We start from the raw sequence: 14,318 nt of genomic DNA, 5'->3' as shown, positions 1-14,318 counted from the left end.
GGCATTACATGGAATTATCAGACAAATTCCAATAATTTCAAAGGTGAATTATCAATTAAGATACTGCCAAACATGTCACCCATTGATTATTTGTATTATCTGTGTTTTGTTTTTTTCGCCTTTGGAGGATCCTTCTTCTTTAAAAAAGGGATTGTTGCCACTAAATTTCTAGGCCTCTTATTCGTTGTCTTAGGCCTTCAAACTTTTCTTAATTATTACATCCGTCCTGAATATTTATTACAATATCCCCATTTTTTCAGGACAGTTTCGCCATTGATGTTGACCATTGGTCCCCTGTATTACTTATTTCAGCAATATTTACTCTATCCAGAGCGAAAATTAAACCCCGCTCTTTTATGGCATTTTTTACCATTTGCCTTGCATGTGATCGAATACATTCCATTTTACCTGTTACCTGCTGAGCTGAAAATTTTGGAAATAAAAGAAATGATCTCAGAAAACACCCTTTATACCATACATTCAAAATATGGGTGGATTACCATGAGGACCCATATTTATATCCGATTTACTTCTTTTTTTATCTATGTCAGTTTGAGTTTTATTGATTTACTTAAATATTATCTATTATCTTCTAAGTCATTCATCAAAAACAATCAATTGATTGTTTTTTGGTTGTTTTCCAACATGGCCATGAAATTCATTGTTCTTGGATTGATTGTTTATAAGTATGTAATTCCTGAAAAAGATCAAATCAATTTACCGTGGAAGGACTTTTTCTATTTAGTAGAATATGTTTTGATGATGTTATTTATGTTGTTCAATCCTAAATTATTATATGGTCCTTCGTTAAAAGGTTTGGTATGGCAACAAGCCTTAGGACGAATGGAGGGTTTGGGTGAATTAAGTAATAAGAAAGTTCATTCCATAAAAATTGTATCAGGTCTCGAACGTGAAAAAGCTTTGTTGGAATCCTTAAATCGATATTTTGAAACAGAAAGGATATTTTTGAATCCGAACCTGACCTTAATAGAAGTGGCAAGGAAACTTAAAATGAAGCCTCGATTAATTCGATTAGCCTTGCAAACAGAAATGGATATTTCTTTTTCAGATTATGTCAATACTTGGCGAATTCAATTTGCTGAGGAGCAATGTCGCGAAAATCCGAAATGGAAAAATTATAAATTGGAAGTGATAGCCTTGGAATCAGGTTTTGGAACTCGTCAAAGTTTCAATTCGGCAGTTAAAAAAATCAAAGGAGTTTCTCCTGGTCAGTATTTTTCTGAATTTTTATATTAGTTTCAAGGCTAAATATGTTTGGGGAATTTCTCTGCCTGCATGATTATTTAATTTTTAACTATTCAAATAACATTTTATGGGTTTATTTTCTGCCATTTTAGGTAATGCAGGTGCTGTTTCACCTGATCAATTACAAAAGGATTATGCCAAAATCATGATTGATGGCGAGGTCATCGAAATTGGGTTCAAATTACTTCGGGATACCTTTATTTTTACGAATAGACGCTTAATTTTAATCGATAAACAAGGAATAACGGGTTCCAAAACAGAATATAAATCCATTAATTATAAATCCATTTCTCGTTTTAGTGTGGAAACAGCTGGAACCTTTGAATTGGATGCGGAATTGAAAATCTGGATATCTGGAGAAGCCAACCCGAGTATAACTAAGCAATTCAATAAATCAGTGGACGTTTATGAAGTTCAAAAAGTCTTGGCATTTCATGTATTGAAATAATACATCACAAAAAAAGCATGGCTATATTGGCCATGCTTTTAATTTTGAAAATTAAATTCTTACAATTTCCAGCCGGCCCGGTATTCGCGTTTCACGAACTGATTGGCATCTTCGAAATTGGTAATTTTCATGTTTTGACCATCCCAAATCAATTTCTTACGTCCAGGATAGGTGAAACGATTCGCTTGACCTTGAATAGGAGTGCGAAGCGTATAACTACGGATAGCCAAATTACCCATCAAAACCGTTTCTGACAATGGTCCAGCATAATCAAACGAAGAAGACAAGTCCTTGTGCTCCTTTGAATTAAAGCCGGCCTTACAAGCTTCTGCCCACATGGCTTGATGCCCATATTCTTTTAAATTATTGGGCTCTTGTTTAGGCATTTCAATCTTATCCCCATTATTCAAATAAATACGTGGTTCTAAGCCATAAGTGGCATGGGTTAGTACCCCTTTAGTCCCTATCATCACCACTCCATTGCTATTGTCTGCTGTTCCAATTGGGTCATTAGCAGGAATTAAATCGGGATGGAATCCCCGTAAACCTCCGTCGGTCCAGTTCATGGTTACGGCCGACTTATTCTTTTTGGAGGCAGGGAATTTTAATTGAATGGAAGCTGAAGGAGGACAACCTTCTGGAATGTATTCTGGCTGATTGCCACTAATGAAGACAGATCCAATGCTAGCCTCCACTTCGGTTGGATAACCAAGGCCTAAGGCTCTGAAAGGCCCATCTATTAAATGGCAACCCATATCTCCTAATGCACCCGTACCAAAATTCCACCAACCTCTCCATTTAAACGGATGGTAGGCAGGATTATAATCGATTAATGAAGCTGGCCCTAACCAAACATCCCAATCGATATCGGCAGGTTTAGCATGCTGTCCAGTTGGAACGGGTATGCCCTGGGGCCAAATAGGACGATTCGTCCAAATGTTCACGGTATGAACTTTTCCTATTAATCCTTGATCGATCCATTTTACGATTTGCTGGGTGCCTGGACTAGATGCTCCTTGATTTCCCATTTGAGAAACAACTTGGTATTTTCTAGCGGCTTCCGTCATGGTACGGGCCTCAAAAATATTATGCGACATGGGCTTTTGAACGTAGACATGTTTTCCCAATTGCATGGCCGCCATGGCTATGGCAGCATGGTTATGATCTGGTGTAGAAATAGTTACCGCATCGATGCTTTTGTCTTTTTCCAACATCACACGCCAGTCTTGATATTGACCCGCTTTAGCATATTTCTCAAATAAGGGTTTGGCTCTGGTTAAATCCACATCACAAAGCGCCACAATGTTATTAACACCTTCATTGAAGGCATTATTCACATCAGATAAACCTTTTCCATTGATACCGACACCCGCAATGTTTAATTTATCACTAGGCGCTTGATATCCTTTTCCCAGGACATGACGGGGAACGATGTAAAAGCTACCAGCTGCTAGTGCGCTTTTACCTAAAAAACTTCTTCTTGAAATGCTCATTAGCTATGTATTTTAATGGATTTAGATGATGTTGAAAATTAATTCAGATCGAATTAGATAAGCCAATATAGTTTAAAATAGAATAATTTCTATCTGTATTTGGATTAAAATAGGTAAAATAGGGTTGGAGTCAAGGCCGATATTCCAAATTCCTTGATTCAGGGTAGCTCGCCCATTAAATTTACTTAATTTGCATTATCGTATCATTTGGACATAATCTGGCCTTATTTTTCTTTTAGTGAAAAAGAGTTTATTTATTTTTCTTTTAATTGGTGTTGCATTTTTACCCCAAGTTTTGGCGCAAAACATTGCCAGAATGCGTCAGGATGACAATTTCTCCTATTTAAAGTTAGATACCAATCGCTTTAAAAGTTGGGATGAATCATTAAAATACCTGCCATTTATACAATCTAGCACGCTGAGTTTTGGAGGGGAATGGAGAGAGCAATATCAATCCTATACACATGTGAATTTTGGGGATGTGCCTGATAATTTTATCACCGAGAATCCACATCAAATCATGCACCGAATCATGCTGCATGCTAATTGGGAATGGAGTCCAAAATTTAGAGTATTTGTTCAATTGAATAATACGCTTCGTTTCTTAAATGACAACCCAATAACCTCTACTTTAGATCAAAATGCTTTGTCATTTCATCAGACCTTTTTTGAATGGAATGTAAAGCCCAATCTGGCTTTGCGTGTAGGTAGGCAAGAATATACCTGGGGATTAGAACGATTAATGGCCCTGAAAGAAGGACCTAATACACGACAACCCTATTATGGAGCCACCCTTAAATGGCATCATGAAAATCAGAAAATTGATGCCTTCATTGCCAATCCAATTCGACAAAATACGGGTGTTTTTGATGATGTTCGTTCTTCTGAAGTGGTAGCAGGCAGTATCTGGAATCATACATTTTCTACAAAAAGAGACTTTTTTGATGCCTATTATTTTTACATGGAAAGTTCACAGCGGGTTTATTTTTTGAAGAATGGATTGGAGGCCAGAAATACGGTAGGAACTCGCTGGTATAGTGAAAAAAAGACATTTAATTATGACGTAGAAATGGCGGCTCAATGGGGGCATTTTAATGATTTGACCATTCAAGCCTTTTTGTTTGTATATGATTTTAATTACGAAATGAAGCGGCATTTTTTCCTAGGATTCAGTGGCAACTGGGTGCCAGGCGATGTATCGAATGAGGATCAACAATTAAACACCTTCAATACCTTATATTCTAGGCCTCCATTTGGACAAACAGTTTCACTGAATATCACCAATACGCTGAATATTAGTCCATATATACGATTTATTGATAATCATAAATGGATGACGACATTACGGGCATCTTTGGTTCAAAGAGCTAGTCTCCGCGATGGTATTTTTACTCCTAATATGTCGGCATTGCTTCCCGTGCTAGGTCGACAAATCGAAAGTAATGCCAGTGGGGTTGCCAATATTTTTGCTTTGGATGCCAATTATTTTGCCAATAAACATTTGACGTTTCAATTTGAATTGGGTTTCTGTAAGGCAGGGGATTATTTGAAGGAAGCGGGACCAGGAAAAGATGTAAACTATATGGCTGCTAGGGCTGCTTATAAGTTTTAGCTTCGGGAGCCTCAGCTAACGTCGAGTGTGTATTGTTGGCTTAACGCTGTTCGACATGTTCCGAAGGGTCATGTCGAATGGCAGATGTTATGGGATTTGTAATCCCGTGTTAAAAATTAAATTTGGCTTCGAGAAACGCTGTTCGACATGTTCCTATTGGTCATGTCGAACGATAGATAATAGGGATTTGTAATCCCAGATTAAATATTAAAACTTATAAGACATTTTCCAAGGGATCAAAAGGACTATTATGCTATATCAAGCTCCAACAACCCCTTTCTTGTACCATAATAATCGCTACAACTGCTATACATGTATTCTTCTTCCTTTTCAATAAACCCTGCTCTAACAGGATTTAAATGGATGTAATCCAATTTATTTTCAAAGAAAGATTGAGTTAGGATTTCTTTACCATGATAACCAGCTTGCCAAAAACAGATTTGTTCATCTTTTGTGAATAACCAGAGCAACCAATTTTTCCTGCTTTCTTTGGGATTGGATTTTATTGCTTCAAAAATTTGTTTAGAAGTGAATTTTTTGAAATCACGGATTATGTTAGATAGATTTTCAACTTCACTACTAACAATCAGATGGATATGATTACTCATGATAACCCAAGCATGAATTTTTAGACCTTTCTTTTGTTGACAAAAGCGTAAACTATCCAATAAGATATCGACATATAGTTTCCTCGTAAATATATCAACCCATTGATGGACGGTACAAGTGATAAAATATTGACCTTGCGGGTCTTGAATGGAATATGAATGAGCCATGGTTACAGATCAAATGGACATATTGAGGTTTTTTTGTTTTCAAAAATAAACCAGCAAATGAACAATAGTAATTTGTAAACTGATAATGGCGGGAAGAAATCAGTTTATTGGAGTATTTGTGATTTATGGGGAGATGTCTGGGAATAAAAATCCATTTTATCTATCGTTCGACATGACCCTTTGGAACATGTCGAACAGCGGATTGTCAACCCCACTATTTGATTGACAACTCAAGCAAAATAATAGAATGAATATTAATGACAGAATGGGAGCATTGGATTTCTTCATGGTAGATATTTATGTTAGTTCATTTAATAGGTTTAACTATGGGTCATTTTACATAAAGACAGTCCAATTATTTATAAAAGTTTGTAGCTTACAGTAGGGAAGGACTTTTACCTCAAAACAGTCTTTGGATTACGAAAAACAACCTTTTGGGTAAGTGCTGTTTGCTGTATGGTTTCTTTTATTTGGGTTGAAATTCTTCATTATAGTTCTTATAGCCAATAAGTCTTGCTGTCGGTGCAAGTAAAAATTTTAAGGTTTTTAAAATTGGTTTGGGTGGTGCGTCAACTGTTGGGTAAGAGTCGAATTTATCACCAAACACGGCAAGTTGAAATAGAACTATAGGTGGTCTAGAATTTGCTTCGTCTTTGTCCCAAAATGGATATATTTGAGAAAGACAATACGCTAAGTCCAAGGGCATCACACTCGTCACTACCACTACTGAATCCGTTTCGTTAAATGGTTTGTGCGGCGTGTTCTTTGGAATTACAATTGTCTGTCCAGCTGTAATTTTTTTTATCTCTGAGCCATATTGCATAGAAAGGGTACCGCTTTTTACAGTGAACGTTTCGTCAAATTTTTCGTGTAGGTGAGTCACTGGTCCAGCTGCCTTAGCTTGTATCTCAATGTCTGTCATTAGATTTCCATTTTCAATCCTTACAACAGTCTGAGTAAGACCTTCTAATTTAGAATGGAACGATTTTCCAACTTTAAAATAGTTGCTGTATTCAGGAGTTTTTGTTGGTATTATCCAATGATGTACGATTAGGCCAACTAGTATATAGCCAACGATTATTGATAGTGTCCACATAGCTGTTTTTTTTATTTTTTGCTTCATTTTTTGGGTTTGATGTTTGATGTCGTTTTTAAATCGTTATTGCTAACGATTTGACGCTTGGTGAAGGGGCGGGTATTACTCCATTGTCCAACATGTTCACCTCCCAATGGTTCGGTGTAAACCGAAGGGTCATGTCGAACGATAGAATAGGAATTTCCAATACCAAGTTAAAAAATAATTTTGGCTTCGAGAGTCTCAGCCAACGTCGATAATGATTTGTTGGCTTCGAGAGCCTCAACCAACGTCGAGAGTGATTTGTTGGCTTCGAGAGCCTCAGCCAACGTCGAGTGTGTATTGTTGGCTTCGAGTGCCTCAGCCAACGTCGAGAGTGATTTGTTGGCTTCGGGAGCCTCAGCCAACGTCGAGCGTTTTGTTGGCTTCGGGAGCCTCAGCCAACACCCAATGCTGTTTGACATGTTCCGAAGGGTCATGTCGAACGACAGATAATAGGGATTTGTAATCCCAGATTAAATATTAAAACTTATAAGACATTTTCCAAGGGATCAAAAGGACTATTATGCTATATCAAGCTCCAACAACCCCTTTCTTGTACCATAATAATCGCTACAACTGCTATACATGTATTCTTCTTCCTTTTCAATAAACCCTGCTCTAACAGGATTTAAATGGATGTAATCCAATTTATTTTCAAAGAAAGATTGAGTTAGGATTTCTTTACCATGATAACCAGCTTGCCAAAAACAGATTTGTTCATCTTTTGTGAATAACCAGAGCAACCAATTTTTCCTACTTTCTTTAGGATTGGATTTTATTGCTTCAAAAATTTGTTTAGAAGTGAATTTTTTGAAATCACGGATTATGTTAGATAGATTTTCAACTTCACTACTAACAATCAGATGGTTATGATTACTCATGATAACCCAAGCATGAATTTTTAGACCTTTCTTTTGTTGACAAAAGCGTAAACTATCCAATAAGATATCGACATATAGTTTCCTCGTAAATATATCAACCCATTGATGGACGGTACAAGTGATAAAATATTGACCTTGCGGGTCTTGAATGGAATATAAATGAGCCATGGTTACAGATCAAATGGACATATTGAGGTTTTTTTGTTTTCAAAAATAAACCAGCAAATGAACAATAGTAATTTGTAAACTGATAACAGTGGTACGAAATCAGTTTATTGGAGTATTGTTGATTTATTGGGATATGTCTGGGATTACAAATCCCTTTTATCTATCGTTCGACATGACCCTTTTGGAACATGTCGAACAGCGGAGACAGCAGAGATTTTAAATGTTTTTTAGTGTCGCCCATAAAATATAATATATTTGCATATTGGGAAACCTGAAAATCTGGGAACCCTAGCAGAGTTCTTTAAAGTTTGGCATTTAAAAGAGGTTTTGGTTGCCGTTATCAGTCACTTGAATATTAACTTAAAAAAAATAAATTTTATGGAAATTTTAAAAGCTGTTGTCGCACATATCACAATTGGATTTATCCTAACTTTTTTAAGCGTAAATATTGTGCAGATTGGCGGTGGCGTTGGCATTGCAGGCGGGTCGGTCAACCAACTAATAATTTGTGTCAAGTTTTAAATATTATATGCTAGTGAACTGGTTCGATGCCAGTGCCCCGCCACATTATAGCCATCCATTTTTGGATGGCTATTTTTTATCTCATTGTTTAGGGGCGTAAAGTTAGTTGTAGTTGTTCCAGATTGGTTTTGTCGTCAGTTCGCTGTCGACCTTTAGATATTGGATTACTGTCCATCCGCACGAAACCCAAAAGAGAAGCACAGAACTTAAAAGTTTGTACTTGTCTGCTGTCGAAGGGCAAAAGGTGGGCAGTCATTCAATGTGTTTTCTTAACCCCGAAGTCATAGCACTGTCGGTCCGGAACAGTTGTAGCTAACGTTTCCACGCCTTGCGCTGTTGCTGTTTTCGGTGCAGAAACTGTCAACCAAGATAAAAAATAATGCAGAAACAAAATGCTACATTTTAGCAATTAAACGGCAAATTGTTTGTGATTTTTTTGTGGATGTCTGGGTTTAAAAATCCCTTTCATCTGTCGTCCGACATGACCCTTCGGAACTTGTCGAACAGCAAAATTGAGAACATGGTGAGTAGCAAAGTTATTCTCAATTCTGTTATTCAATTTTAATACTTATTTTCATGTAGTCATTGGTGTCCACTACTTGGCTGATGGATTTCAAACCTGGTAAATAGACCATCATAGCCTTTTGGTTTGTTGGAGCAATTAATATCCGGTACTCATTTTGATATTTGAATTTATTGTCTTTGTGGTGAAGAGTAAGTTCTCCATTATGATTAGTCGGGTCATAATACAACAACTTTTTCCTTGAATACTGATAGCCCAATTCTTCAATTGATTTATCAAGAATTTCAAAGAACTTTTGCCAGTCGTAGATGAGTAGCATTTTATCACCCATATTCAATAGTTTGTGATTAAAGGTTGTTGGAATTTGTCCGAATTCAACTTCTAGCAAATGCAATGAACAGGAGTTTATTTTTGCATCTGCAAGGTGCTCGATGAATTGTCCCTTGAATTCTTTACTTATTTCATGAAGGAGAAAATCCTTACCCTCAACTTTCAATTTTAGAGTCTTTAGTTGGGTTGTTTTGGTATTTAATTCTCTAGGATCTAGTCGGCCTGAGTTGTCAGAATCTTTACTTCGAAATTCGCCTAACCAGTTGAAATACAAATATTCATTGTTATACATGTCATTGATGAACTCTTCACATTGTATTTTACAAAGTAGCAGCATTTTTTTGGATTGAGTATAACGATAGGTGGCTTGGTGAAGGTGGTGATTTTACTATAAAAGTTGGCTGAGGCTCTCGAAGCTAACTAAAATAATATCATGGGATTGCAAATCCCTTTCATCTATCGTTCGACATGACCCTTCGGAATATGTCCAATAGCGGATTTTAGCTATTTCTTGAAACGGCTATTGGTAGTAGTTTTTTTACCAATCTTTTTCACAAGGGCATTCTTCAATAAATCCTTCCTTGTAAAAATTAAATAATTTAAATGTTGCAATTAAAGTTTCATCATATTTAAAATTTAAAAGTCGCTTTAAAATTTCTACATTATTTTGACCAGTTGTATCTGATTTTGTATGAATAATTTCATTTCTTAAATCTTTTAAATTATATATATGGGAATTGGTTGGAGTTGGATTTGCAAAAAAGTTTTTTTCTAAAGCAATGGGTAAAACTTTAGTTAATTTATCCATGAGTGAAATTGAAATTTGTATCTGTTGCTTATTATAAATTTCTGTTTTACGTTCACTATAAATTTCATACTTGAAATTTTCTGGAATAATGTCATTAACAAAACATTCTATTGCTGTAAAAAGACATATTACACAAGAACTAGCACAGCCTTGATAATCATAAGCAAATGTGTTGCTTACTTCATCTAGAGTATCTAAATCGGCCAAATTTTTTACTAATTTTTTTCTATGACCTTTCCTTTCAATATTTAGTTTATACGCAAAATTATAATTAACCAATGAAAAATCAGGAACAGGAATCATACAATGAGTTCCATTATTATTATATATAAAACTAAAGACTTTTTCTCCAGTTTCAGTTGTCAAAATCGCAATTTTGTCTTTAGAATTTTTTTTTAAGAACTTTTGATCAATGTCCTTTTTTTCAAAGAATTCACCCTTTTTCGGGATTTCCATTTTTTGCAAGACGTCATGAAATAAAAATTTTCTCTTAATATGTTTCATAGTTCCATAGGTCTGAAAATTACTGCCAATTTTTGCGGCTTTGCAAATAAGTGGATATCGGAGCACAAAACAGTCAACCTTCACCGAAGTTGAATAGAAAAACAAAGCTCCAAGTTTGCTCATCACCCCGTCTACGCAAAACCCGTGTCAGGTACAGTACTTTAATTTTTGGGGTGTCATATATTAAATACAGTCGTCGAAAACTTTGTTAATGTCACCAATGAATGAACCATCAAATTCTGAAGTCAATTCAACATGGTCATTAAGTCCATAATTTGTTACTAATAGTATGTCATGCAAGTTGTCTATGTAAGTAGAATTAGTTTTAAGGTCATTCGAGAAATTGTCAATAGCTGAAATAGTTACTTTATCAAGATAGTCTAAATTCAATGCAGGTATGTTTCCGTTTGATGTGTCTTTAAAAAACAATTTATTTTCAGCGGAAGTCCCTACACTACTTGCTTTCGAAAAGATTTGATGTATTATTCCGTTTCTTACAAAGTATAGAAATGACTTTTTGCATGTGTCAACAGAGGGAAAATAAGAGGATGCAAAGAAGTCAAGGAAATTGTTCTTGTCTCGCTTATTAAATCGTCTTGTCGTGGCAACAATGTACAATAATCCATAGTAGTCTATTACAGAAAATAGAAATTGAGCATAAGGAATATGAAGGTTTCCTTTATTGGCTCGAAGTGCTGTAAGGGTTTTGTCGATAACAGGTTTATATTGGTTGATATATTGAACTAAAACTTGCTGCTGTTTAAATGCGTCCATATTGTATAAAGTTTAGTTTTGAATTGTCAAGCAGTATTGCACCTAACTAGAATACACCTGCTACCCTATATCTAAAATAAATACACAAATAGGTGTATTAACATAAAGAGGTTAGATTAACCCAAATATACCAAGTATTATCAAATATCAATGGGTAGCAGAAACGAAACTAAATGTTTCACAAAGCACCCAAATTACTTACCATTTTTACTGATATTTTAACCCTTACTTAATAAGCCTTTAGCAGAAGAATCTTACCTTCGTTAAATTATTTAAACCTATGAAAACTATATTAAAATCTATTTTCCTCTCATTTTGTGTATTTCAAGTTAGTGCACAAACAATTTTAGAAGTTCCAGGGCGAGATTTGCCAGCCAAAATTGACGTCAATGGTTATTCCGTATTACCTTCTGGTCGATTGGTGAAACCGGCTGGTAAAACGCTTCGTATCAACAGCGATCCATTTGGTATGGCGGTTAGTCCAGACGGGAAATGGGCCGTTACGCTACATAATGGTGCTTTTACGCGTATTAATTTAGAAAAACAGGTCTCGAAACGCTTTCCGCCTTATGGAACTCCTTCCAAACTTTCTCCTTATGGGAAAAGCACCTATTTAGGTATTGCCTTTTCTCCCAATAGTGAATGGATTTACCTCAGTGGGGGAGATTCTGGGAATGTGTTGGTCGTAGAATTGTCTACAGGTAAAATCCTAAAGACTTTTAGTTTAAACGGAACTTTCAAAGGCTATGATTTTGACGATAGCTTTACTTCTGATTTGGTTTTATTGCCTGAACTAAACGAATTATTGGTCTTAGATCGTGCTAATTTTAGAATGGTGCGGATGAAGGCCGATAGTGGAGAAATCGTGGCTTTGGTGCCTACTGGGCGTCAACCTTTTGGTATATCTTTAAGTCCTGATCACCTAAATGCTTTTGTCGCCAATGTGGGGATGTATTCATATCCCTTGGTGGAAGGAACCAACCTGGCCAATTTACAGAAACAACATATCCCTTGGCATCCCTATGCCAACGACACCAAAGAATCTCGTGAAGGCACTGAAATCATGGGAAAAAAGATTCCAGGGGTAGGTGACCCTCGTTCGGATGAGGCGATGAGTATTTTTCAAATTAATTTGTCGAATAATCAAATTACCAAAAAATACAAACCAGGTTTCCAATTAGGTGAAATGGTGGAAGAGATGGAAGTGGTAGGTGGATCTAGCCCCAACTCTTTGGCTGTCAGTTCTAAATTTGCTTATGTGAGTAATGCTACCAACGATAATATTGCGGTGTTGGACTATGCCACCAAACAAATTAAATCCCATATTCCGATCAAATTGAATCCGATTTTGGATAAACGCAGGGGTTATTTGCCTTTTGGTTTATGTCTTAGTAAAGATGAAAAAACCTTATATGTGACCTTATTAGGATTAAATGCCGTGGCAGTAATTGATATCCCAAGTCAAAAAACCAAAGGTTTTATTCCAACGGGTTGGGGGCCGACACGAGTGCGACTATCTGCCGATGAGAAAACGCTCTATGTTACGACTTGCCGTGGCTATGGAGCAGGACCCAATGGAGGTAAAGACTTTAAAGCGCCAGAACAAGGTTCCTATGTAGGGGATATTCAATTAGGTACATTCCAAACAATTAATATGCCCAATGAGGCACAATTAGCAGCTTATACACAAGAAGTAAAGAACAATACGTACCAAGAATATTCAGCCAAGGGTAGGGGGAATAAGATTCTTTCCTTGGATAAAAACAAACAGGCTCAATCTCCCATCAAGCACATCGTTTACATTACCAAGGAAAACCGTACCTACGATGAGATTTTTGGTCAATTTAAAGGAGCCAATGGCGATTCTACCATCGCTCGTTATGGCTTAAATCAAACCGTAGTTTTGCCGGATTCCTTGAAAACGACTTTCCATAACGTCAATGTGATGCCGAATCATTCACTCTTAGCCAAGCGATTTGCGATGAGTGATAATTTTTATTGTGACAGTGATGCATCCATCCATGGACATCACTGGATGGTGGGCGTGATACCGAATGAATGGGTCGAAGCGAATTCTAGTGTTAGTAAATCAGCTAAAATATTCTCCAAAGCACCGGGTAGAAGACATCCTGGTACCACAGGAAGTATTGATCCAGAAGATTATGCGGAAGTAGGTGGACTGTGGGAGGCTTTGGAGCGCAAAAATATTTCTTTTTACAATTTTGGAGAAGCGAATGAAACGGCTCATACGCGAGAAGAATGGTTTGATACCTTGACAGGAGCGGGTCATGTGGTCATGGTTCCCATGCAAAAAGCCTTGTGGAAGAATACAAGCCACAATTATGCGGGTTTCAATATGGATATTCCAGACATGTTCCGTGCGGAGCAATTTGAATCAGAATTTACTAAGTTGTGGTTAACAGGCAAGAAAAAAATGCCTTCGGTAGTGACTATTCAGTTACCCAATGACCATGGTTCAGATCCTAGACCTGAAGATGGATATGTGAGCAATCATTCTTTTATGGCAGATAATGATTTGGCATTAGCCAGAATGATTAATTTTTTATCAACTACGCCTTATTGGAAAAATATGCTGGTGATCGTTACAGAAGATGACCCACAAGGAGGGGTAGACCACGTAGATGCCCACCGAAGTGTCTTGATGATGGCCGGACCTTATGTGAAGCGTAATTATGTATCTCACAAACATGCCAATTTTGGGTCCTTATTACGTTTGATCTATACCAATTTTGGAGTACCTAGCGTGAATCATTATGATCAAACAGCTACGTTGCTAGATGATTTCTTTACAGATAAGCCCGACTTTGGTCCTGTGGATTTTGTTTTTCCTGACCGACGTATTTTTCAGCCAGAAGTAACGATGAAAAAATACAATAAGACCATCGATTGGAAGAAAATTAAGAAAAGGGTCGAGATGGATAATGTCGAGCAAATGCGCAAAGAGCATTATAAAAGCCTAGGAGACAAGTAGACTTTTTCGCAGGATTTTGGATTTTTGTCGCAAATTTCTTCCTATCCCGAACGATTTTTTGATTTGTTAATTGCTTTTGTGTTATTTAATGGTAGTTTCGAATT

13 protein-coding genes are annotated in these 14,318 nt (G+C 36.6%); 5 read left to right on the top strand and 8 right to left on the bottom strand.

The genetic code is table 11. From position 1 onward, the window contains the following. Positions 1-72: 72 nt before the first annotated feature. Together G9H65_RS11735 and G9H65_RS11730 are read left to right on the top strand one after the other, a co-directional pair. Positions 73-1,257 carry a helix-turn-helix transcriptional regulator gene (locus G9H65_RS11735; protein ID WP_166375533.1) on the top strand — a complete coding sequence of 395 codons (1,185 nt, stop codon included), beginning with the start codon at positions 73-75 and terminating at the stop codon, positions 1,255-1,257. Between the two features lie 76 nt (positions 1,258-1,333). Continuing rightward, entirely contained in the window at positions 1,334-1,714 is a 381-nt protein-coding gene (locus tag G9H65_RS11730; protein ID WP_166375532.1) for a PH domain-containing protein, read from the top strand. A 59-nt stretch (positions 1,715-1,773) separates the two neighbouring features. Here the strand turns inward: G9H65_RS11730 and G9H65_RS11725 are convergent, their stop codons facing one another. Continuing rightward, positions 1,774-3,207, bottom strand: a complete 1,434-nt coding sequence (locus G9H65_RS11725) for a Gfo/Idh/MocA family protein (protein ID WP_166375531.1) — start codon at positions 3,205-3,207, stop codon at positions 1,774-1,776. Between the two features lie 295 nt (positions 3,208-3,502). Between G9H65_RS11725 and G9H65_RS11720 the strand changes: the two genes are divergently transcribed. After that, positions 3,503-4,819 carry an alginate export family protein gene (locus tag G9H65_RS11720; RefSeq protein ID WP_166375530.1) on the top strand — a complete coding sequence of 439 codons (1,317 nt, stop codon included), beginning with the start codon at positions 3,503-3,505 and terminating at the stop codon, positions 4,817-4,819. 248 nt (positions 4,820-5,067) lie between these two features. Here G9H65_RS11720 and G9H65_RS11715 read toward each other — a convergent pair whose 3' ends face one another. The 4 genes from G9H65_RS11715 to G9H65_RS11700 form a co-directional block, all read right to left on the bottom strand. Next, complete coding sequence (locus G9H65_RS11715) at positions 5,068-5,595, bottom strand: REP-associated tyrosine transposase (protein WP_166375529.1); 528 nt, start codon at positions 5,593-5,595, stop codon at positions 5,068-5,070. A gap of 466 nt (positions 5,596-6,061) precedes the next feature. Continuing rightward, positions 6,062-6,718 carry a cupin domain-containing protein gene (locus G9H65_RS11710; protein WP_166375528.1) on the bottom strand — a complete coding sequence of 219 codons (657 nt, stop codon included), beginning with the start codon at positions 6,716-6,718 and terminating at the stop codon, positions 6,062-6,064. Positions 6,719-6,885: 167 nt separating this feature from the next. Beyond that, on the bottom strand, positions 6,886-7,077 hold the full coding sequence (locus tag G9H65_RS11705; protein WP_166375527.1) for a hypothetical protein: 192 nt from the start codon (positions 7,075-7,077) through the stop codon (positions 6,886-6,888). Positions 7,078-7,233: 156 nt separating this feature from the next. Beyond that, positions 7,234-7,761 carry an REP-associated tyrosine transposase gene (locus G9H65_RS11700; RefSeq protein ID WP_166375526.1) on the bottom strand — a complete coding sequence of 176 codons (528 nt, stop codon included), beginning with the start codon at positions 7,759-7,761 and terminating at the stop codon, positions 7,234-7,236. 255 nt (positions 7,762-8,016) lie between these two features. On the opposite strand from G9H65_RS11700, the gene G9H65_RS11695 reads away from it, so the two are divergent. Continuing rightward, complete coding sequence (locus G9H65_RS11695; protein ID WP_166375525.1) at positions 8,017-8,283, top strand: hypothetical protein; 267 nt, start codon at positions 8,017-8,019, stop codon at positions 8,281-8,283. 551 nt (positions 8,284-8,834) lie between these two features. Here the strand turns inward: G9H65_RS11695 and G9H65_RS11690 are convergent. The 3 genes from G9H65_RS11690 to G9H65_RS11680 form a co-directional block, all read right to left on the bottom strand. After that, positions 8,835-9,473, bottom strand: a complete 639-nt coding sequence (locus tag G9H65_RS11690; protein ID WP_166375524.1) for a hypothetical protein — start codon at positions 9,471-9,473, stop codon at positions 8,835-8,837. Between the two features lie 201 nt (positions 9,474-9,674). Continuing rightward, positions 9,675-10,448: a hypothetical protein gene (locus G9H65_RS11685; protein ID WP_166375523.1), complete on the bottom strand. Its 774-nt coding sequence runs from the start codon at positions 10,446-10,448 to the stop codon at positions 9,675-9,677. Positions 10,449-10,631: 183 nt separating this feature from the next. Then, a complete protein-coding gene (locus G9H65_RS11680) occupies positions 10,632-11,222 on the bottom strand; it encodes a hypothetical protein (RefSeq protein ID WP_166375522.1) in 591 nt (196 codons plus the stop codon). A gap of 280 nt (positions 11,223-11,502) precedes the next feature. Here G9H65_RS11680 and G9H65_RS11675 point away from each other — a divergent pair, with 280 nt between their 5' ends. Next, positions 11,503-14,214: a bifunctional YncE family protein/alkaline phosphatase family protein gene (locus G9H65_RS11675; RefSeq protein ID WP_166375521.1), complete on the top strand. Its 2,712-nt coding sequence runs from the start codon at positions 11,503-11,505 to the stop codon at positions 14,212-14,214. Positions 14,215-14,318 lie beyond the last annotated feature (104 nt).

This window comes from Aquirufa ecclesiirivi (genome assembly GCF_011250515.1).
Lineage (GTDB): Bacteria > Bacteroidota > Bacteroidia > Cytophagales > Spirosomataceae > Aquirufa > Aquirufa ecclesiirivi.
The sequence above is the reverse complement of the archived record's forward strand: the minus strand, read 5'-3'. Positions and strand labels throughout refer to the sequence as shown.